The organism is Bremerella sp. TYQ1 (assembly GCF_020150455.1).
GTDB lineage: Bacteria > Planctomycetota > Planctomycetia > Pirellulales > Pirellulaceae > Bremerella > Bremerella volcania_A.
Genome location: NZ_CP083740.1, coordinates 5957227 through 5978696 on the forward strand (window position 1 = coordinate 5957227; position 21470 = coordinate 5978696).

Genomic DNA, 21470 nt, shown 5'->3' on the forward strand with positions numbered 1-21470 from the left:
CCCAGCCGCACTTCCCTATTGATCGGTCGATGCTAGTCGACTAGTCGTAATCTTGTTCCGGCTCGGCCCAGGCGGTTGCTTCGCCGTCAGGGTCGATCTGGACATGAATCACATGTGGTCGGCAGCAAACCGGGCAGTCTTCGACAAACTGCTGGGCACTTCCCTGCGATGGATCGAGCGGGATGACGATGTCTTCACCGCAAGCATTGCAGACGTAGGTGATTTCCGTTTGCATCATAATCGTTCTCCTTTTTATGGTGTAAGAGCTAGGATCCACATCCTCCACAACCGCTTCCGCAGCCACTGCCGCAACTACTTCCACAGCCGCTTCCTCCGTCGCCACATCCAGACGAGCAGCCAGCTCCGTAGCCGCCCCAAAACGAATTTTGCTCCTGACGATACTCTTGGGCAAGCGGATAAAGATCGCCTGATGAAAATGCAAAGATGCCGAACAGCCCCGTCGCTAGGAAATAGTCGTCCGGAGTGTTGATTTGCGTCCCTGGGGCGGCTGGGTTTAGATGGGCATGCTTATGCTGCCAGTCGGCCAGGATCGCGTCTCCCCGAGGGGTTCGTCCTTTGCGGATGGCCAGCCATATGCTTGCTACCAAAACCGCCGCGGCCATGATAGCGACAAACAGAAACGGTTTCTCTCGAGCGATCCCAATGCCCATTTTGACGAAACCGAATAGGGCGATCCCCAATAAGATCAGGCTCGGCAGCCACCGACGTATCGTGGGCTCGAACGGGTTGGGCTCGAACAGACCCATTTCGGTCAGCTTGGCCCCCATTTCTTTGGCAATGGGAACCGAGTTGGCGATGACCTTCTTCAGGTTGTCCTTGCCGGTCGAGTTCGCTTCCCGCAGGATGTGGCGTTCCAATGTCGAGGCATTGCTCGCCGAAGTATTCACCGCAATCAATTGCTTCTCGACTCGACCACCGTTGTAGCTGCCCTCGGCCATTTCCAGTTTCTTTTCCTGCAGCAGCTTGGCAATCGTTGCCAGGACAAGTCCCTTGGGGCCATGGGCCAGATAAGCGGCCAAATTAGGATCGCTCACGTCAACAGGTATCGGAGGTTCCGAGATAGGAATCATCCAGCGAAGCATTACGGCAAGCACAAACGATACCCCGGCCACCATCGCATAGAACTTCAGAAACGTCACGCCGTCAAAATCGAATGGGGTAACATCGCCAGCGACTTCTGCCTGGCAGCCACCAATGCTCAGCAGCGGTAGGACGACCAGCAATAGAAGGGCAAACCAATTCAGCGGATTGCGGGGAATCACGAAATAATCCCGTACGTTCACCCAGCGGCTATCGACCACCGATTCCATTTGCTTTCCTGGCGGTGGCCAGATGTCCGAGGGCGGCGCATGTTTGAAGAATCGTTCGTAGCTTTCGAGTGTCTTCGAATACCAGTCTTCAAACTTACCGGCTTCTTCCGTTCGTCCGGTCGTCGGCACGTGGTGCAGCGGACGAGGCAAGATCTCTTCGCACAGCTTCTGCCAATATGAATGCGTATACGTCAGATGTAAGTGCCATGCCTGATCGACCGCTTCGCAAGGCGATACCGCATGACCAGCTACCATGGATAGGAACACGAATCGGCGATATTCATCGACAACTCGCTGAGCGTAGCCGAGCCGCCAACCATTCTCTCTCGCCAATCGGGCAGCGAACGTGAGCGTGGTTCCTTCGTCGTCAAAGGTAAACGCTTCGATCTTGTTCCATAACGCTTCGGCTTGAAAATCCATGACAAGCGTGCTCCGGTATTCGGAAAATTTGCGGTTCAGTCCGCTGGGTTATATTCTAAAGGGAATCCCACCGGCGAAGCGACCAAGAAAGCTCCGTCACGCCCCTTTTCCAAACACCGTTCAGGATCCCCTCCCCATGACCGCTTCGCCATTTAACCGCCGCAAGTTTTTGCAGTCGTCGGTCGCTACGGCTGCATTGATTAGTTCCGCCCAGGCGAACGATACGAAAATTGTGCAGCATCCGGTCTTTCAAGCGACAGGAATTCGTGTCGGGGAAGTCACGCCGACATCGGCAATCGTTTGGACGCGTCTGACGAAGAACGCAACGCGGACTAACGACGGCATCGTTTTCAAGAAGCGTGGCAAGTCGGAAGAAGCACTGAAGACCCCCGTCGAGCAAATCGAAGGAGCCTGTCCTGGGCAGCCGGGCAAGATCCGATTGCATTATACCAACGATCCAAATCAAAACGCTCTGCAAATGACCGATTGGATCGAAGTGGATGAATCGACCGATTTCATCCATCAATTTGAACTAACCGATTTGCAGCCAGCCACGGAATACCACGTGATCTGCCAGACCCAAGTCGACGGCGAGGTACACGACGGTGCGCGGTTGGCAAACTTCCGCACGGCACCAAAACCAGATGAACCGAAGCCGGTCAACTTCTGCGTGATGACATGCCAGGGATATCCGGATCGCGATCACGAAGATGGCCATCCGATTTATCCGGCAATGACGGCGAAAGATCCCGATTTCATTTCGCTTACCGGAGATTTAATCTACTACGATAATGATGCCCCCAGTGCGATGTCGGTCGACTTGGCTCGTTTGCATTGGCAACGGATGTTCAGCTTGCCTCGATTGGTCGATGCCCTCAGCAAAACGTCAACTTACTGGCTGAAAGATGACCACGACACGCTCGACGACGACTCGTGGCCAGGTCAGAAGTATGGAACGTTGACTTTCGAGAAAGGCCAGGATATCTTCCGTCAGCAGGCTCCCCTGGGAAGCGAATCTTACCGGACGTTTCGCTGGGGAAAAGATCTGCAGATCTGGCTGACCGATGGTCGTGATTTTCGCACGCCTAATAAAATGCCCGACGGTCCCGAGAAGACCATCTGGGGTACCGAGCAAAAAGCCTGGTTCAAGCGAACCGTTCGCGAGAGCGATGCGACTTGGAAAATCTTGATCAGTCCTACGCCGATTGTGGGGCCGGACCGCAAACGTAAGAACGACAATCATGCCAACGAAGGTTTCGCCCACGAAGGAAACGAGATTCGTCGCTGGATGCAGGAGCATGTGCCGGACAATTTCTTTGTCGTTTGTGGCGATCGGCACTGGCAATATCATTCGGTCCATCCCGAAACCGGGGTGAAAGAGTTTAGCGTTGGTGCAGCGAGTAACTCGCATGCTGGAGGAACGCCTGGCCGCGACCCCAACATGCATCGTTTCCACAAAGTCCAAGGCGGGTTCTTGAACGTCTCGGTCAACAGTTCGTCAATCACCTTTCAGCTTTGCGATGTCGACGGAAACGTCTCGTTCGAACAGCAGTTTACAACCAGCTGATTGATCGGGGCGTGACTCTCCGTGGGTGGCGTGGTACCTTGGTTCGCAGTTGGCAAAATGACCGCGTGGCAAGATTAGCGAAGGTGCCGTTGATGGAATTGTTCGCCGTTGAGATTCGGACCACCCAGTGGCAACCGATGATTCTTTGGTATACGGCCGCTCTCGGAATGAAGTCAGCCGTTCGCAGCACGGAAGAAGGCTACGCGTTATTGGCTGGGAAAGGATGGCGGCTTTCGCTGCTTCAGCAAGCTGATGACGCACCGCGCGATCGTTCCGCAATTAGCCTGGCAATTGAAGTGACCGATCTGAACGCAGCTCGAGAGCATGTTTCCAACTATTTGCAGGAGCCTGCTTTACCGATCGAAGTAAGCGACGAAGGCTTCTTGCAGTGGACGGTTTCGGATCCGGATGGAAACCGTATCAAGCTGTTTCAATTCGTCGCTGTCGATTAAACACCCTAGCGGCGTCGTGTTCGCTTGTAACGAATGTTGCAGCCGATCGGGACCGTTTCCGTTACCTCAGGCGATTTCCCTTTGAGTACTGCTTCAATCGCTTGAGAGACGTAGTTCACTTTGGCTTTTGACGCGTCGGTATCGTCATCCATGGCTCCCATGTAAACCACTTTGCGGTCGCCATCGAGCACGAAGAACTCAGGCGTTCGTGTCGCTCCCCACGCTTTGCCCAGTTCCTGATTTTCGTCTTTAAGGTACGGGAATTTGAAGCCTGCCGATTTGGCTCGCTCTTGCATGGCTTTCAGCGAGTCTTCCTCGATCAGATTGGAATTCACTGCGACGATTCCCACTTTGTCGTTGGCTTTCCAATCAGCGGCTAACTGCTTGATCCGTGGTTCATAATCGACAGCGTACGGGCAACCGTTGCAGGTAAAGATCGCAACGATGGCCTGTTTGCCTTCCAGGTCTTTCCAACTGTGCGACTTTCCGTCCGTCCCGCTCAGATCTTCCCATGGCGGAGCAACATCACCGATGCTGAGCACAGGATTGTATTCACCGGCATAGGTATTGGAGAGTGGCACTAAGAGCATCAGCAGTGCGATAACGCGGAGCATCGTTCGGAAGTCCCTTATCGACATGGCGAGTCGGTTGATCTGCGAAAGTTTCTGTAAGGCATTGGCAACGAACAAAATAATTGAGGTCCATGCTCACGTACTCGTGGGCATTTGTCTGCCAAATTACCAGCATACGCCAGACGTCACCGCAGGGCAAAGTGCGAAGGATCAGCCTTGTAGCAGCGACTGGGCTCCGTCGACATAAATAACGCTTCCGGTCACATGGCTGGCTGCTTTTGACGAAAGAAACAAAACTACGTTCGCGACTTGATCTGGCGTGCCAGGCTTACCGTCGGTCAGGGGAACTTTGCCTTCGGGGAACTCGACCGGTTCGGCAACCGAGTCGAGGTCACGCTTTTCGGTGTTATCGTCGATCTCTGTTTCAATCCAGCCAGGACAAACGGCGTTCACTCGAACTTTCGCATCGGCGAATTCCAGGGCCAACATTTTAGTAATCGCAATCAGCGCCGCTTTGGTTGCCGAGTAAGCAGTTGCTCCGGTGTTGCTGAACATTCGCGTTCCGTTGACCGAGGCGTTCAAAACGATTGATCCAGTGCCCTTCTTCAAGTGGGGGATCGCCTGTTGAATGCAGCGAAACGTTCCATGGACGTTGATGTTGAACGTCTTCTCCCACTCTTCTTCCGGCATCTCTTCCAGAGGAGCCCAAACACCATTTACGCCGGCATTGCAGAACAGCACGTCGAGGCGTCCCCATTTCTCGACTAAACGTTCGATCGCGACACGTACTTCGTCCGGCTTGGTAACATCGGCTTGCAGCGCCATCACCAAGCCATCTTCCGCTTCGATCTCTTTGACGGTCTCTTCAGGAAAGCTGCGGTTGAGAACGCCGACCCTGGCCCCTTGTCGAGCAAACTGAATGGCGGCTGCTTGGCCGATTCCAGAGCCACCGCCGGTGACCAGAACAACTTGATCGTGGAATATGGCATCCATTGTGGCGTTCCTTGAAGAAAGGGAAATCAAAACGCCATCGAGGGTGCAAGTCGCATGCCATGCTGCCGAGCGTTAGGCAGCCTCTTAGTTTTCGGCGTTCGGCTTGGCCTTTTCAAAGAACATCATATGTTGCCATGGCAGTCCGTCGAACTGTTTGGCCAGTTGAAAACCATTTGCTTCATATTCCTTGAGCATTTGCTTCTTGCTCATCTTGTGGAGCAACTTGATCGGAACGTTTGGATCTTCCATGCGAAACTCTAGCAGGGCGATCTTGCCGTCCGGCTTAAGCGACTCGCGCATCCCTTTCAGCATTTCCACAGGGTGCGAGAACTCGTGGTAAACATCGACGCACAAAATCAAATCGACTTTTTCTTTGGGCAACTTAGGATCGTCGATATCTCCAAGGATCAATTCGATGTTGTCGATCTCTTGCTCGGCGGCGCGGGCTTTGAGCAGTCGCAACATTTCTGGCTGAATATCAACAGCAAGGACTTTGCCGTTCTCGCCCACCAGCTTCGCCATCTGCAGGCTATAGAAACCGTTGCCACAGCCCATGTCGCATACCGTCATGCCAGGTTCAACGCCGAGGTTCTTCAGCATCTTTTCGCAGTCTTCTTCGCGCTGACGACTTTCTCGAATCAGCCACGGAGCACCGGTATAGTGCATGGTTTGAGCGATCTGCCGACCTAAGTAGACCGGACGGCCATCAATCTGCTCGACCCCTTCCTGGGCATAAGTTTGGCAGGCAGTGGCGCAAAGAAGAGCAGCGGCGAAAGCGTAGGTGCGAAACATAGGTTCTCGGCAAGTGCGGCCGGGAACGTGTTCCTTAGGCCGCTTCGGAAGAAGGAGTGAATTCGGCGAGGCGATCCTCGCTCACGGCAAGGATCGACAAACGGTGCGTCTTTGCAAATTCTAACACGGCAGGCTCGTCGAGGAGAATTGTTTTTTCTGCTTCCAATACGAGCGTGCTTGCCCCGGCGTCGACCATCGTCTGCAATGTTTTCACGCCAATGGTGGGGACGTCGAACCGCATATCTTGCTGGGGTTTGGCGACTTTCACGACGGTAAAGTTGCCCGCTTTGCACAGTTCGCCGGCGCGGCGAATGCAAGCGTCGGTCCCTTCGATCGCTTCCAGGGCCAGAACGGCCTGATTCTTGACGGCAACACTTTGTCCAACATCGAGTCGGCCGAGTTCCTTGGCCATTTCCCACCCGAACTCGATATCCTTCAGCAGTTTTCCGCCAGGCTGAGGACCAGCGAGGACTCCAAAATTCACGAGCAACTCCGGGGCATAATCGGTAGCAGGCAGAAACGTAATTCCACTCTTGGCAAAGCCGTCCACAATCGCCAGCAGCAACGTATCGTCCTTGCGATCTTTGCTGCCCCACAAAAGCTGCGGAGCAAACGTTTGGATGCAGAACCAGTCTGGACGATGTTTCCAAACGGCCCCACGATCGAACAGACGAATCTTGTGAATTTTGCCGGCCATTGTCGCTTCGGCGGCGCGATGCTTCACAAAATGGCGTTTCACTTTGCCAAGCTGGCCGAGACCGACCCAAACAGTCGCGTCGCAAATCTCTTCGAGCACGGGATCGGCATGATCTTTGACCGCGGCGCAGATCACTTGGCGTCCGCTTCGTTTCACCGCTTCGGCAACGACGATCGGTAGATTTCCCCAACCAGCCAGTAGGCCCACGGGGGTCGAAGGTAATGCATCCATGATGTGCGACCTACGAGGCTTTGCGAATGATCGGTTCGGCGATCGCTTCGGCTTCCTGTTCCAATTGCTCGATACGCTTGGCCAGCATCTTGATCGTCTTACGCATCTCTGGCAGCTTTTTGATCGCCATGTGTTCGCTCAGAATCACCTTGGCAGGACCTGCCGGAATTCCCAGCGTTTGTTGGTGTTCTGGAATATCGGAGCCAATACCAGCTTTCGCGCCGATCATCGCCCCAGATCCGATATGGACGTGGTCGCGAACACCGACTTGTCCAGCCATCACCACGTAGTCGCCGGTCGTGGCACTACCAGCGATACCAACTTGCGAGCAAATCAGGTTGTGCTTACCAATACGGCAGTTATGTCCAATTTGTACGGTATTGTCGATCTTGGTTCCCTCGCCGATCAGTGTCGAACCATAGGTTCCTCGATCCACCATCGCCCCGGCACCGATTTCCACATCTGCTTCCAGAACAACATTCCCCAGTTGGGCGGAAAGGAGATGCTTGCCGGAGGATGAATCGTATCCGAAGCCATAAGCGCCCAGCACGGCATTCGCATGGATGATGCAGCGATCGCCTACCTCGGTGCGGTCGTATAGGACAACGCCGGGGAAGATCACTACGTCATCCCCGATGTGACAGCCAGCTTGGATATGAACGCCGCTATGGATGACGCTATTTTTGCCGATCGTCACCCCGTCGCTGATGATCGCCCCAGCACCGACAGTGGCTGTTGGATCGACGACGGCGGCCAAGGATACAATTGCCGAGCGGTGAATGCCGACGGTTTGTTTCTGTTCCCACGGCTGAAAGAAGCGGATGACTTTGCCGAACGCTTCATGAACATTCGCCACCACGATGCCGTCGATGCTCAGTTTGTCTGACTCTTCGCGCACGAGGACGGCCGATGCCTGGCAGTCTTCCATCAGCAGTGCTGCCTGGTCAGGCTTGTCCATCAGGGTGATTTCGCCGGCCACCGCGTCGCGGATGATATTCGCGCCGGTGATGACGCGATCAGGGTCGCCGAAGACCTTGCCGTCAACAAGTTCGGCTATTTGTGCCAGCGTGGTGCCCATGGAGGAATCCTTTCCAAAGCGGGTCATTGCGATACGGATCGCCCTAATGTATCCGTTTTGCCCCACAGCGACCAACATCAATTAGTCGCGGAAGCTGGGAGAATTAGTCCCGCAAAATGGCTTCTGCCGTTTCGTCTAAGTTGCGGAAGTGATTCGTGATATCACCGGGCAACGCCTGGTCCGTTCGATTGAGGAAGATCGTTTGCCAGCCGAAATTTTTCGGCGATTCGACATCATTTTCCCAGTCGTCGCCGATCAAAAGAACTTCATCCGGGGCGACATTCAGCTGGGTGGTCGCCGACTCGTAGAAATGATGGGAAGGTTTTACCCATCCCATTTCGGAAGAGATAAACAAGCATAGATCAAACGCTGGGAAGTGCTGGGCGACGATCGGCCGCAAGCGTTCGTCGAAGTTCGATGCTAGCCCCAAGCGAAAGCCAGCAGCGGCAAGCTTGGACAGGGCAGGGGAGACGTCTGGAAAAACACGCCAATGCTGGGGATCCGCGAAATGGTCCCAAAGCTTCTCGAATAGATCGAGCTGCAAGTGCTCTGGGGGATCAACCACATAGCTCACAATGGCCAACCATCGCTGACGCTCGGCTGCTTCGTCCGTTTGAAGCGGATCTGCTTGTCCCCGCGATGCCTGAAAGGCCTGAACACTGTACCGACGGATCGCTTCGCGAAATCGCGTTTTCAGTTGGTCGATATCACGACCGAGCCCTATAGAAAGGGCTGCGGATTGATAGGCCGCGGCGACCGAAGGAAATGATTCGATCACCGTTCCGACCGCGTCCAGAAGAATCACCTTCGGACGCGGCATTGGTTTACCTGCTTCCCTCAGCGGACTAACCCCAAGGGAAGAAGCGGTTGATGTCGAGGAATATCACGGTGACCATTAATGTCAGCACCATGGCTAACCCTAAATAGGTCAGGCGAAGCATCCACTTCTCGTTCATCGCTTTGCCACGGATGCCTTCGTAAATCAGGAACATCATGTGACCGCCGTCGAGAACCGGAATCGGCAGGAAGTTCACCACCGCCAGGTTGGCACTGATCAACGTCAGGAAGGTCAGCAGCCGTGAAACGCCTCGAGAAGATTCGGCGGTGGCGACGTACAAAATCGTGCCTGGTCCGCCGAGTCCGCTGATCTGCATCTCGCCGGAGAAGATCTTGCGGATCACCATGACGACCTGATTCATCCCTTCGCCCACTTCACGGACGCCGAGGTAAAGCGAATCGCCAATGCTGGTCGCGTATTGAATCTTTTCTTCGATCTCAAATCGCAAGTAGCGGCTTTGAAGCATTTCGGTTTCGGAAAGACTGTTCTCGACCGAAACGTTTTTCGCGGCGCCGGTATCCTTCTTCTTTACCGTCAGGATCATCGCCGTATCGGGATGGGCGACTTGCAGTGTCCACTGCACGGCTTGCCAAGCGATTTCGTCCGTTTTGACTTTCACGTCCTTGGCACCGATCTTCATCTTCTCGTTGACCACTTTGGCCGCTTCGGTTGTGCCTTCAAAGCCAACGATGAGAATTTCGTCGCCGGCAGCGAGACCTGCTTCAGCGGCAGACGTGCCAGGCAAAACTTCTGCGATCGTGGTGGTTAAGTCGAACGTCAAGCCAAGCGTTTGGAGGCCGATTTCATAGCCGGGCATGTATTCCGAGGAAAAGCCCTGCGGGACGACCGTATCAATCGAAAACGTTTCTTCTTTGCCACTTCGCTCGATGACGACATCGACGGTGTCGCCAGCCCATTTCGTTTCGCGACTAGGCAGTGTGTAACCGTCGCCAAGTGGTTCGCCGTTGATCGAAATCAACTTGTCGCCCACTTTCAGACCTGCCTTTTCGGCTGGTGAGCCGGAACGAATCGCGCGGATAGGGCTGATCTCCATCACGAGACCGGTCTCGCGATAAGGCACCGTTGGAATTTCGACTTCCACTTCTTCGGTCGCTTCGGTGTCCCCTTCGCTTTCGACTTTGCGTTCGAGCTTAAGCTTTAACGCATCGTAAGGGTGATTGGCGACATACTTCTGATAGTCGAGGAAGTTCTTGATCGGCTGATCGTTAATGCCAATCAGGTTATCGCCAGGTTTCATTTGGTCGGCGACTTCACTGCCGAAGACAATGCCCATCAATTCCGGGGCGATGACCATTTGCGTGGTGTACATCGGAGCGACGCCGATCGTCGGCCGCTTGGAATCCTTATAGGTATTCTTCGGCGTGATATCGATCACTTCCTTTTCGCCGTCGGCTCGCTGCACGACAAACGGCATTGGTTTGTCGTCGCCGTTCATGATGATCTGCAGCGTCATGTCTTTATCGAAGCGGAGATCCTTGCGGATGTCGCCTTGAGCGTTAAGACCGACGATTTCATCTCCAGGGCTGAGACCAACTTCCCACGCAGGCGAGCCAGGCTGAACCCAACTGATCTGAGCAGGAATGTAAGGAACGCCCATGTTGTAGGCGACCGCGGCGAAGATCACGCCGAAGATCAAGTTGAACACCACGCCGGCCGAGATAATCGCCATGCGCTGAGGAACGCTTTTGGCGGTGTAGCTGCGGGGATTCACGACTTCCTGCTTGTTGCCAGCTTCGTCGACGGTCTCGATCATTGTCGAGGCCGACTCGTCATCTGCATTGTTAGGGTTGTCGTCCTGACCGAGCATCTTGACGTAGCCACCCAGCGGAATCGTTCCGATACCGTATTCGGTTTCGCCCCACTTCTTTTTCCACAGTGCGGAAAAAGTCCAAGGACCGAGGGTGATCGGCACGTCGAAGCCGACATAGAACTTGTCGCAACGCACGCCGCAAGCTTTGGCGACCAGGAAGTGACCCAGTTCGTGTACGAAAATCACGATGCCCAAGCCGATGATGCCCTGCATGAAGGCCCAAATGCCGCCTAAGTATTGGAGCAGGCTTGGTCCTTCGCTTGCCGCAAACAGCAAGTGATCCACTTGATAGACTCCTCTCGGGCCCAAGCATCAAGCTCGAGCAGCCGGGTTAATTCTGGGTTGGTTTCAAACGGGTGTTCGTCCAAAAGGTGACGACATACCCGGTAAATGTCTACGAAACGAATTTTACCTTCTAAAAACTGCTGCACGGCGACTTCGTTGGCCGCATTTAAGACCGCTCCGCACGTGCCTCCCCGCTCAGCAACCTCTTTCCCTAGCTTAAGGGCGGGAAATCGCTCGTAGTCTGGAGGCTCGAATTGCAGTTGGAAGGCTTTCGTCAGGTCCAGCTCTTTCGCCGGACACTCGGTTCGCTGGGGATAGGTCATCGCCAGCTGAATGGGCATTCGCATGTCGGGCGGGCTCATTTGGGCCACAACCGAACCATCCACAAATTCCACAAGGGAGTGGACGATCGACTGGGGATGGACCACCACGTCGATCTGGTCGACCGTCAAATCGAAAAGCCACTTGGCTTCGATCAATTCGAGGGCCTTGTTCATCATCGTTGCCGAATCAACCGTAATTTTGGGGCCCATCTTCCATGTCGGATGGTCCAAGGCTTCTTCAGCGGTAACTTCTAAAAGCTGTTGCTGCGTGAACTTACGGAACGGGCCGCCCGAGGCGGTCAGGATCACGCGTTTCACATCGGCTTCTCGGCCAGCTTTCAGAGCCTGGAAGATGGCGCTGTGTTCGCTGTCGACCGGAAGGATCTCGGCGCCCGACTCGGCAGCCATTTGTGTGGCCAAATGTCCCGCAACGACCAAAGTCTCTTTGTTGGCCAGCGCGACTCGTTTTCCGGCCGCAATTGCTGCGAAGGTGCCTTCCAGTCCGGCTCGGCCAACTATGGCTGAAACAATAATATCCGCTTCGGGGTGTGCGGCCACTTCCTGCAGCCCGGCCGTTCCGGTTAGCAGGGTCGTTTCGGTGGGAAGATCGGACCAATCAAATTCGGCGGCGGCAGCTTCGTCGCTCGCAACGATAAACTTTGGTTGATGCTTGATGGCCGACTTCAGAAGGTCGTCCAGACGCCCATGCGCTGTCAGGGCAAAGGGAGCGAACGCCCCCTTGCTTGCTCGAATCACATCCAGCGTACTGCAGCCGATACTCCCGGTAGATCCGAGGACGACAACGTTCTGGCAGGATTTCGAGGTGGACGAGCTTTGCATGGACCGCTTCGCAACAAGGGTGGCTTCTTAACTGCCGATTGTTTCAGAATTTCCGGATTCGCGAAAGATTACTGTGGAAGATCGCTCAGCATGCTGTAGCCCCGATCGCAATTCCGCGCAATGTGCCAATTCTTTTCAAGAACATGTCGAGTCACATGTTGCCCGTTCGATTAGCTGGTGAGTCCTGATTTACCACATCATCGAAACGAGCGGAGAAACACGCGATGCAATCCTCAACCATCAAAACCGTCATCGGCTGGATTTTGACAGGCCTCGTTGGGCTGTTCCTGATCGGAGCGAGCGGCCTGCCTAAGTTCCTCTTCGATTGGCCTGGCAAAGAAGAAATGATGGAACACATGGGCATTGCGTTAAATTTGTTGCCCGCGATCGCAGTGATTGAGATCGCGGTTACCGTCTTGTTTTTGATTCCTCGCACAGCATTTCTCGGAGCGGTTCTGACGACGGGCTATCTGGGAGGAGCAGTCTTCACGCATTTGCGAGTCGGTGATGGTTGGTTCGAGGTGCTCTTCCCTGTCATTGTGGGCGGCATCATGTGGACGGGGTTGGTGTTGCGACGGCCCATGTTGTTTTCGCTTTTCCTGGGAGCGAAGCCGCAGCCTGCTCAGGAGGCAACTGCGTAGCTGGTCACGGTTTGCTCAACGAGACGGGGCCCGTCGAAGGTCGACTTACTTCTTGCTATAACTGCGTACGAGCATTCATGCTCAGCGCGAATCTGTCAGAAGTTTCCCGATAAAGTTGACCTTTCTGCATGATTGTCACCATCGACGGCCCCGCCGGGGCAGGAAAGAGCAGTATCTCCCGTCGATTGGCGGATACGATCGGATACGAGTTTCTCGACACTGGGGCCATGTATCGAGTCATTGCCCTGCTTGGGCTGCGGGCCAACACCGACTGGGAAGATGAACAGCGATTGGTCGACTTCGCGCGAACTGTCGAGATGGATCTGAGTGGCCCCCGCGTTCTATTGTTTGGTGAAGATGTCACCGAAGAAATCCGCACGCAGCGTGTCACCGCCGTTACACGCTACTCGGCGAAAAACGTTGGCGTCCGAGAGCAATTGGTCCGTTTGCAACGAGAAATCGCACACGGAAAGGATATCGTCACCGAAGGTCGCGATCAGGGAACCCTTGTCTTTCCCAACGCCGAGTGCAAAATCTTCCTGACCGCTTCGCCCGAGGAAAGGGCTCGCCGCCGTGTTAACGATTTAGCCGCTCGTGGCGAATCGGTGGAATTCGACGATATCTTGCAGCAACAAGCGAAGCGAGACGAAGAAGATAGCCAGCGGGAAGTAGGTCCCTTGCGCAAAGCAGAGGATGCGACAGAAGTGATGACCGACGGAATGACCGAGGAAGAAGTGCTCGCGAAGTTGGTTCAGATCGTGCAGCGGTGCCAGCATGCGTGAAACGAAGAAGCAACGAACGAAGTCGTGGGCACAACGGCTTTTGTATCGATTTCTACGCGTGGCAGCACGAATCGTCGCGGTTGGGTTCTATCGTGTTCGCGTGTTCGGCCGCGAAAACTGGCCCACCGAAGGGGGAGCGTTAGTCTGCTCGAACCATCAAGGCTTCTTCGATCCACTGATCGTCGGCTTGAGTTGCGATCGTCAACTGAGCTTCCTGGCAAAGAAGTCGCTCTTCAAGTTTCCTCTGAAAACCTTCATTGAAAAGCTGAACGCTATTCCGGTGAATCGAGCTGGAACGGGGCTTGATGGGCTGAAGGAAACGCTCAAACGACTGCGCGGAGGGGACTTCGTGCTAATTTTCCCGGAAGGAACGCGTAGTGAAACGGGCGAGATCGGCCAGTTGAAGCCTGGGTTTATTGCCGTGGCTCGCAAAGGAAAAGTGCCGATCGTTCCGGTTGTGTTCGATGGTTCTTTTCAGGCATGGCCTAAATGGCAGATTTTGCCATCGATCGGTGTGGTGCACGTATTGATCGGAAAGCCGATCGTGCCCGAGGAGATTTCGACGTTGTCGGACGACGAGCTTTTGACTTTGCTGCAAGAGCGAATGCATACCATGTTTCGGGAAGTGCAATACTCGCGAGCACGTTCGATGAATCCCCGCGTACATACCGAAGATAAGACCCAGTTTGCCTAAACCGACTTTTCTTTGACCGTTTTTCCCGAAACGGAGTGCCTCACCCCACCTTCTGTGGTTGATGGTATTTTGGGGATTTGATACTTTTACGGGTTCTCGCTGGATCGAGCGTTATGAAGGGTATAGTGGTTTACCCTGCGCAGGTTCATTCATCCTGGCATTTTGCACTCGAAACCTCGCCTTCGGAGATCAGGCTCAGCCGCCATTTCATCGTTTATTGCGGCACCCTTTTTATCTCCCGCGACTTCGAGCCCCCTGGTTCAAACTTTAAAGCATGGTCAACCGTAATCTCATTCGCAATCTCGAAAGTGACGACACTCTCTTAGCAGAAATTGATAGCTTGGCGTCCGCTCACGAGGACAGCTGGCTCGACACGATCGAGATGGAAGAATCGATCGAAATCAACAAAATCGTCGAAGGACGAATTCTTCGTATGGACGACGAATTCGTGCTGATCGACATCGGCGGGAAGAGCGAAGGCAGCGTTCCCCGCGACGAATGGGATGAGGACGAAGATCCGCCAGAAGTTGGGGCTGTCGTTCGTGTTCTCGTTGAAGACGTCGAAGACGAATTCGGCCGTACCGACGACCCACACGGCATGGTTGCCCTGTCGAAGCGAAAAGCTCGCAAGATCGACGACTGGGAACGGACGATGGAATCCATCGCCGAAGGTCAAGTCGTCTCTGGCGAAGTTACCCGCAAAATCAAGGGTGGTTTGCTCGTCGATATCGGCGTCAATGTGTTCCTTCCAGCGAGCCAGGTCGACATTCGCCGTCCACACGACATCGCCGACTACATTGGCAAGACGGTCGAGTGCGAAGTGCTCAAGATCGACGCCGAACGCCGCAACATCGTCGTCAGCCGTCGTTCGCTTATCGAACGTAAGCGTAAGAGCGATCGCGAATCGTTGCTCAAGGAATTGGAAGTTGGCCAAACCCGCAAGGGCGTCGTCAAGAACATCGCCGACTTCGGTGCGTTCGTCGACCTGGGCGGTATCGATGGTCTGCTGCACATCACCGACATGAGCTGGGGCCGCATCGGTCATCCGACCGAAATGGTCAACATCGACGACGAAATCGAAGTTCAAATCCTGAACATCGATCACGAACGCGAAAAGATCGCTCTGGGTCTCAAGCAGCTGACTCCAAGCCCATGGGACGGCGTCGAAGAGAAGTACCCTGTTGGCTCGAAGGTCAAGGGTTCGGTCGTCAACGTCATGAGCTACGGTGCTTTCGTCAAGCTGGAAGAAGGCATCGAAGGCCTCGTCCACATTTCCGAAATGTCGTGGACCAAGCGTATCAGCCACCCAAGCGAAATCGTCAACATCAACGACGAAATCGAAGTGGTCATCCTGGGCATCAACAAGGAGAAGCAAGAGATCTCCTTGGGTATGAAGCAAACCCAGTCCAACCCTTGGGAAAACATCAAGGACCGTTACCCTGTCGAATCGGTCGTCAAAGGCCGTGTTCGCAACCTCACCAACTACGGTGCGTTTGTCGAACTGGAAGAAGGCATCGACGGTCTGTTGCACGTCTCGGACATGTCCTGGACTCGCAAGATCGGTCACCCGAGCGAAATGCTCGAAAAGGGCCAGGAAGTCGAGTGCAAAGTCCTCAGCATCGACGAAGAACGTCGTCGTATTGCACTGGGTCTGAAGCAGCTCGAATCCGATCCATGGGCGACCACCATTCCCGAAAAATACCAGCCGAACCAGTTGGTTAAGGGTAAAGTCACCAAGATCACCAACTTCGGTGTCTTCGTTGGCCTGGAAGATGGTCTGGAAGGCCTGTTGCACATCAGCGAGCTGTCCGACGACAAAGTCGAAAACCCAGAGAACGTCGTCAAAGTGGGCGAAGAGATCGAAGTCAAGATCCTGCGAGTCGACACCGAAGACCGCAAGATTGGTCTCTCCCGCAAGCGAGTTCAGTGGGCCGAAGACGAAGCTCCAGAAGGTGCTGCAGGCGGCGGTGGCGAAGGCCGCACCGGTTCGCCAGCTCCGAGCGAACTCAAGGGTGGTCTCGGCTCGAGCGGCCCAATGTTCTCGATGCCTGCCGAAGAAGAGAACAACGAAAGCGAAGAAGACAACGGCTAGTCCGCTGTACTTCGTTATCATTCAAAAAACAGAAAAGCCTCGAGGGAAACCTCGAGGCTTTTTTTATGAACGCTTCTGCGGTGGCAACAGACGGTGGTGAATTGTGAAAAAAACGGTACAGCAGGTGCCATGCCTGCGACTTGATTCGCAAGCCTTCATTCCGTTTTTCTGTCTACTAATACGTGAGCAGGGCGCGTCGGTTTACTAACTGCGAAGACGCTTTTGCAGGTCTCGAATTGAGGTGGTCCACTCTCCTCCTTCGTCCCCTTCTTCCCAAAGCTCCTTCAGTTCGGACTCGTCGGCCAGAATTCTCTCCAGCGCTTTGTCCGCCGTCGCGAGCAACTTAGCGTCTGGCTTTAGTGATACCGATTGAACCCACTCGTCGACCGATTCAGTGTACGCATCTACCTGGGATCCCCTCCCCAGTAGCTTGGCCAAGGTTTCTGCCGCGGCGACCGCTTCTTGTGCGAGGTCGGCGTCGAGGTAGTCCTCCTCTTGTACGACAGCGTCCAGGGTCTCCTGGATCAGTGAGAAGTCGTTTGTTTCCTCCAGGCCATAGGCCCAGTCTGCGGCGGTATCGTTACCAAACGGTTCTGCGGACCATGTTCCCATCGATGTAGGCGCTTTCGTAAGAGTTATGCAGTGGAGGCGAATGGAAGTCGGAAGACTTGCCGGGCACTATTCTCGTGACATTGGGAACGTCATTCAATAGTCGAAAGATTGTTGCCTGTGGTGCGTGCTTAGTCCGTTTTAATGCTTCTAATCGAAACCCTCGTTACGAATTCTCCCAAACGCAGGGTCGTTCCAAGTGCATCCCGTACGACCGGAACATTCGGCGCATTGGGGATCGTTTCTCTACCTGCCAAAGAAAGTGATAGCACATGGACGATAGCAGTGGTGTGACAGCGTGAAAAGTTTTTCCCCCGCCACGTATCGAAAGCATAGACGAAACCATGGCCACGAAGACCAAACGGAGTGAAACGGAGTTCGACGATTTCGAATCCGTGCAAAGTCCTCTCGAAACCTATTTGCGTGAAATCAACGAGACCGCTCTCCTCTCGGCCAAAGAGGAACGCGAACTCGCCACCGCGATCGGCAACGGCGACGTGGCAGCTCGCGATCGCATGGTGCGTGCCAACTTGCGTCTCGTCGTGAATATCGCTCGCGGCTACACTGGCAAAGGCTTGGGCCTGCAAGACCTCATCGAAGAAGGCAACCTCGGACTCTTGCGTGCGGTCGAGGGGTTTGACCCTGCGATGGGAACGCGGTTCAGCACTTATGCCAGTTACTGGATCAAGCAGTCGATCAAGCGAGCCCTGATCAACTGCGCCAAGACGATCCGCATTCCGGCTTACATGGTCGAACTGCTTTCGAAGTGGCGTCGGGCCACCAACCGCCTGACGGAAGAACTCGGTCGTACGCCGACACCAGAAGAGATTGCCCGCGTCCTGGGTCTGCAGAAGAAGAAGCTGCCGATCATCAAAAAGGCAATCCGCATCTACAATAGCACCCCGCAAACCGATCAAGCCGACAACGGTTGGTCGCTCGGCGAGATGGTCACCGACGAACGTCTGAAGAACCCGGAAGACGAACTTGTCGAACATGACGACTTGAAGCATGTCCGCGAGATGCTCAAGACGATGGATGGCCGCGAGTCGACCGTGCTGAAGATGCGTTTTGGTTTGCATGGCGAAGAACCACACACGCTAAAAGAAATCGGCGAGAAGCTCGGCCTGACCCGAGAACGTGTTCGCCAGATCGAAACCGAGGCCCTCAATCGTTTGGCGGAAGGACTGCAAGACCCGCGCGAACGCATGCTCGAAGGCCCAATCCGACGCCGAACGCGACGTTAATATAGGAAGAGGCCTCAGCTGCCCATTCTTCACGCGGCGTGAAATTCCTCGTATATTCAGCACCTGGAGCTTACCCAAGTCTCAGGTGCTTTTTTATTGGCTGGAGAGAGCAGCATGTCGGAAATCGATCTTAAAGCGTACATCCGTGATATCCCTGACTTCCCCAAACCGGGAATTCTGTTCCGAGATATCACGCCGCTGCTCGCCAATCCGCACGCTTTTAATGAAGCGATCGATCAAATGGCGGCCCACTACGAAGGCAAGCAGATCGACGCCATTGTCGCCGCAGAAGCTCGCGGGTTCATCTTTGCAGCTCCTTTGGCGCTGAAGCTGAACTGCGGTTTCGTGCCAGTTCGTAAGCCCGGCAAGCTGCCATTTGATACCCATGCGTTCCATTACGAACTGGAGTATGGCACCGATACGCTCGAAATCCATATCGACGGCGTCCAGCCTGGCCAGAATGTGTTGATGGTCGACGATCTCTTGGCCACCGGCGGCACGATGAAAGCCTGCTGTAACTTGGTCGAAAAGATCGGCGCCAGCGTCGTCGGCTGCTGCTTCTTGATTCATCTGAAAGCTTTAGAAGGGGAACAACGCATCGCCCCCTTCGATTCTTTCAGCTTGATCGAGTACTAAGCGTTACTTTGCCAAGCGTAGCCCGGTGAATTGCCAGCGGGCTTCCGGTGGAAAAAAGTTGCGATAGCTCTTGCGGATGTGGCTCTTCGATGTCGCGCACGATCCGCCTCGCAGGACGTACTGCTGACACATGAACTTGCCGTTGTACTCACCGATGGCACCTTCGGCAGGTTGGTAGCCAGGGTACGGGATATAAGGACTCGCGGTCCATTCCCAGGCATCTCCCAGCATTTGGCGAAGGCCGTCCTGGGTTGTGGCCGGGGCAGGGTGGAAGGTCCTTGATTCGACAAAGTTCCCTTCCAACGTTACCCGGCGACTGGCAGTCTCCCACTCAAACTCGGTCGGCAAACGTGCCTCTTGCCAGCGCGCGAATGCGTCCGCCTCGAAGTAACTGATGTGCGTGACGGGGGCGGTTTCGTTGAGTGGCTCCAGCCCGGCCAGGGTAAACTCGTGCCACTGATCGTTTCGCTCAATCCAATACAAAGGGGCGATCCAAGCATCGCTTTGGACCATGTTCCAGCCCAGCGATAGCCATAGCTCCGGTCGCTGGTAGCCGCCGTCATCGATAAACTGCAGGTACTCGCCGTTGGTAATCAACCGGCCAGCCAGCTGAAAGTCGTAGATCAATGCCTCGTGCCGTGGCGTTTCATTGTCGTACGCGAAGCTTTCGTTGGCATGGCCGATCTCGACGATGCCTCCTTCAAAGCCATGCCAGGATTGCGGCGTTGCTAAGCTTGAATTGACGATCGCTGCTGGATCGTAAGCAGGACACATCGGGTTCTGGGCCAACGCATGTTTGAGATCGGTCAGCATCAGCTCTTGGTGCTGCTGCTCGTGATTCAGACCGAGCTCGACCAACGGAGCAATCTGTTGGGCCAGTTCAGGGCTTGCTTCCAAAAGTAACTGCCCCATCCGGTTATCCACCTCTCGACGGTAACTCATCACCTCGGCCACCGTCGGTCGCGTCAGCAGCCCCCGTTTCGGCCGCGAGAATTGCTCGCCGATTCCGTTGTAGTACGAGTTGAACAGGTACTCGTACATCGGATGAATCGGTTCGTAGTTCTTCGCGAACGGTTTCAATATGAACGTCTCGAAGAACCATGTGGTATGGGCCAAGTGCCAGCGAATCGGACTGGCGTCCGGCATCGATTGAACGACGAAATCTTCGATCTCTAGCGGTTCGCAAAGCACATGTGAGAAACCGCGAACCGATTCATACTTTGGCAATAAGCCGCTGGCCAGCGCGGACAGGTCGGTCTGGATGGAACTCATCAGATTTTCCCCCGAATGATTTATCGCGATTGGTCGTTGCCAAGTACGACGAAGTGAAGCACGGCAAAGTAGTTGTTCGGATCGGTCCACGCTCGGCGAAGCGTCCAGCCGACATCGGCAGCCATTTCGGCGAAGCCATCGATGGTGTACTTGTGCGAGTACTCGGTGTGGATCAATTCGCCCGCCTCCACTTGCACCGTTTGGCCATCCAGCTGAATGGTTTGGTCGATGCGGCTACGAAGGTAAATCTCGATTCGCCCTTCATCTTCGTTGTAGAACGCATGATGCTCGAACGCGCTGACGTCGACGCTCGCGCCAAGTTCCTTCTGCATGCGATGCAGTAAGTTCAAGTTGAACTCAGCGGTGACGCCATCGTCGTCGTTGTAGGCTTTTTCAAGAACCGCTTTGTCCTTCTGCAGGTCGACCCCAATCAAAAGGCCTCCCTGTTCGCCGCACATGTGGGCGATACTTTCCAGCAACGTCTTTGCCTGATCAGGTCGGAAGTTGCCAATCGTCGAGCCAGGAAAGTAAACCGCGTCATGGCTTGGTCGCAAACGTGGGTTCGGCAGCGCGAACGGCTTGGTGAAGTCGGCACATACCGGCAAGATCTCGATCGTCGGGTATTCGCTGGAAATCTGTTTGGCTGAGGCCAGTAAATGCTCGCGCGAAATATCGACGGGTACGTACGCCACCGGATCGATCAGGTTATCCAGCAAACGGCGCGTCTTGGTGCTGCTGCCGCTACCGAATTCGACCAGCATTACTTTCTCGCCGAGACACTCTCCCATCTCCTTTGCGTACCGCTGCATGATCTCGGCCTCGGTCCGCGTGACGTAGTAGTCTTGCGTCTCGCAAATTTGATCGAACAGCTGCGAACCACGTTGATCGTAGAAATACTTGCACGGCAGTTGCTTTGGCGAGCGTGTGAGCCCGGCCAGCGAGTCATCCAAAAAGCGATCGCGAGGAATACTTGTCGCCGGTTGTTGATCGACATGCGAAAGAGAGAAATTCGGCAAAATCATGATCGTGCTTGGCCCTGGGGTGAAAAAGACGAATGAAGGCCCTTTGAGAAAAGCAACTAACGGGCCAAGTCCTTGGAGCTCATTGTTACGCCGACAACCGTGAGGTCGGTGTGATGGCTAACGGAAGATGCGGTAACAATGCGATCTCTCTGGACGCGCGCCTGCCAGCGGTTGGCTGGTTTTTAGGATAAGCCAACTGAACTGCGTGTACAAATGTTTCGTATTCAG

At 54.7% G+C, this 21470-nt stretch carries 21 protein-coding genes; 8 read left to right on the forward strand and 13 right to left on the reverse strand.

The features are described from left to right. Positions 1-40: 40 nt before the first annotated feature. The gene (locus LA756_RS24225; protein ID WP_224437302.1) at positions 41-238 is read right to left on the reverse strand and encodes a CPXCG motif-containing cysteine-rich protein; all 198 of its coding nucleotides are present in this window, start codon (positions 236-238) and stop codon (positions 41-43) included. Between the two features lie 28 nt (positions 239-266). Next, entirely contained in the window at positions 267-1751 is a 1485-nt protein-coding gene (locus tag LA756_RS24230; RefSeq protein ID WP_224437303.1) for a TIGR04222 domain-containing membrane protein, read from the reverse strand. Positions 1752-1887: 136 nt separating this feature from the next. Here LA756_RS24230 and LA756_RS24235 point away from each other — a divergent pair, with 136 nt between their 5' ends. Further along, positions 1888-3318, forward strand: a complete 1431-nt coding sequence (locus LA756_RS24235) for an alkaline phosphatase (RefSeq protein ID WP_224437304.1) — start codon at positions 1888-1890, stop codon at positions 3316-3318. 92 nt (positions 3319-3410) lie between these two features. Next, entirely contained in the window at positions 3411-3770 is a 360-nt protein-coding gene (locus LA756_RS24240) for a VOC family protein (RefSeq protein WP_224437305.1), read from the forward strand. A 5-nt stretch (positions 3771-3775) separates the two neighbouring features. On the opposite strand, the gene LA756_RS24245 is transcribed toward LA756_RS24240, so the two are convergent. The 8 genes from LA756_RS24245 to dxr all read right to left on the reverse strand — a co-directional run bounded on the left by LA756_RS24245 (position 3776) and on the right by dxr (position 12250). Then, a complete protein-coding gene (locus LA756_RS24245; protein ID WP_224437306.1) occupies positions 3776-4384 on the reverse strand; it encodes a thioredoxin family protein in 609 nt (202 codons plus the stop codon). A gap of 168 nt (positions 4385-4552) precedes the next feature. After that, positions 4553-5335 (reverse strand): SDR family NAD(P)-dependent oxidoreductase, encoded by a 783-nt coding sequence (locus tag LA756_RS24250; RefSeq protein WP_224437307.1) that lies wholly within the window; start codon positions 5333-5335, stop codon positions 4553-4555. 84 nt (positions 5336-5419) lie between these two features. Further along, positions 5420-6127, reverse strand: coding sequence for a class I SAM-dependent methyltransferase (locus LA756_RS24255; protein WP_224437308.1), 708 nt, complete (start codon positions 6125-6127; stop codon positions 5420-5422). Positions 6128-6161: 34 nt separating this feature from the next. Beyond that, positions 6162-7055, reverse strand: a complete 894-nt coding sequence (locus LA756_RS24260; protein WP_224437309.1) for an LpxI family protein — start codon at positions 7053-7055, stop codon at positions 6162-6164. A gap of 10 nt (positions 7056-7065) precedes the next feature. After that, positions 7066-8133 (reverse strand): UDP-3-O-(3-hydroxymyristoyl)glucosamine N-acyltransferase, encoded by a 1068-nt coding sequence (gene lpxD, locus LA756_RS24265; RefSeq protein ID WP_224437310.1) that lies wholly within the window; start codon positions 8131-8133, stop codon positions 7066-7068. 103 nt (positions 8134-8236) lie between these two features. Continuing rightward, positions 8237-8953, reverse strand: a complete 717-nt coding sequence (locus LA756_RS24270) for an HAD family hydrolase (protein WP_224437311.1) — start codon at positions 8951-8953, stop codon at positions 8237-8239. A gap of 25 nt (positions 8954-8978) precedes the next feature. Next, positions 8979-11087 carry a site-2 protease family protein gene (locus LA756_RS24275; protein WP_224437312.1) on the reverse strand — a complete coding sequence of 703 codons (2109 nt, stop codon included), beginning with the start codon at positions 11085-11087 and terminating at the stop codon, positions 8979-8981. Beyond that, on the reverse strand, positions 11033-12250 hold the full coding sequence (dxr, locus tag LA756_RS24280; RefSeq protein ID WP_224437313.1) for a 1-deoxy-D-xylulose-5-phosphate reductoisomerase: 1218 nt from the start codon (positions 12248-12250) through the stop codon (positions 11033-11035). Before dxr ends, LA756_RS24275 begins: the two co-directional genes overlap by 55 nt. 224 nt (positions 12251-12474) lie before the next feature. Between dxr and LA756_RS24285 the strand changes: the two genes are divergently transcribed. The 4 genes from LA756_RS24285 (at position 12475) to LA756_RS24300 (ending at position 16459) form a co-directional block, all read left to right on the forward strand. Continuing rightward, positions 12475-12891: a DoxX family protein gene (locus LA756_RS24285; protein WP_224437314.1), complete on the forward strand. Its 417-nt coding sequence runs from the start codon at positions 12475-12477 to the stop codon at positions 12889-12891. Between the two features lie 128 nt (positions 12892-13019). Next, positions 13020-13673: a (d)CMP kinase gene (gene cmk, locus LA756_RS24290; RefSeq protein ID WP_224437315.1), complete on the forward strand. Its 654-nt coding sequence runs from the start codon at positions 13020-13022 to the stop codon at positions 13671-13673. Continuing rightward, the gene (locus LA756_RS24295; RefSeq protein ID WP_224437316.1) at positions 13666-14367 is read left to right on the forward strand and encodes a 1-acyl-sn-glycerol-3-phosphate acyltransferase; all 702 of its coding nucleotides are present in this window, start codon (positions 13666-13668) and stop codon (positions 14365-14367) included. The genes cmk and LA756_RS24295 overlap by 8 nt, the downstream gene beginning before the upstream one ends. 274 nt (positions 14368-14641) lie before the next feature. Continuing rightward, positions 14642-16459 (forward strand): 30S ribosomal protein S1, encoded by a 1818-nt coding sequence (locus LA756_RS24300; protein ID WP_224437317.1) that lies wholly within the window; start codon positions 14642-14644, stop codon positions 16457-16459. A gap of 204 nt (positions 16460-16663) precedes the next feature. On the opposite strand, the gene LA756_RS24305 is transcribed toward LA756_RS24300, so the two are convergent. After that, a complete protein-coding gene (locus LA756_RS24305; protein WP_224437318.1) occupies positions 16664-17071 on the reverse strand; it encodes a DUF4259 domain-containing protein in 408 nt (135 codons plus the stop codon). A 341-nt stretch (positions 17072-17412) separates the two neighbouring features. On the opposite strand from LA756_RS24305, the gene LA756_RS24310 reads away from it, so the two are divergent. Together LA756_RS24310 and LA756_RS24315 are read left to right on the forward strand one after the other, a co-directional pair. Further along, positions 17413-18312: an RNA polymerase sigma factor RpoD/SigA gene (locus LA756_RS24310; protein ID WP_224437319.1), complete on the forward strand. Its 900-nt coding sequence runs from the start codon at positions 17413-17415 to the stop codon at positions 18310-18312. 114 nt (positions 18313-18426) lie between these two features. Further along, positions 18427-18948, forward strand: a complete 522-nt coding sequence (locus tag LA756_RS24315) for an adenine phosphoribosyltransferase (RefSeq protein ID WP_315858329.1) — start codon at positions 18427-18429, stop codon at positions 18946-18948. A 3-nt stretch (positions 18949-18951) separates the two neighbouring features. Here LA756_RS24315 and egtB read toward each other — a convergent pair whose 3' ends face one another. Together egtB and egtD are read right to left on the reverse strand one after the other, a co-directional pair. Further along, positions 18952-20220 (reverse strand): ergothioneine biosynthesis protein EgtB, encoded by a 1269-nt coding sequence (gene egtB, locus LA756_RS24320; RefSeq protein ID WP_224437320.1) that lies wholly within the window; start codon positions 20218-20220, stop codon positions 18952-18954. A 20-nt stretch (positions 20221-20240) separates the two neighbouring features. Next, on the reverse strand, positions 20241-21242 hold the full coding sequence (gene egtD / locus LA756_RS24325) for an L-histidine N(alpha)-methyltransferase (protein ID WP_224437321.1): 1002 nt from the start codon (positions 21240-21242) through the stop codon (positions 20241-20243). Positions 21243-21470: the final 228 nt, after the last annotated feature.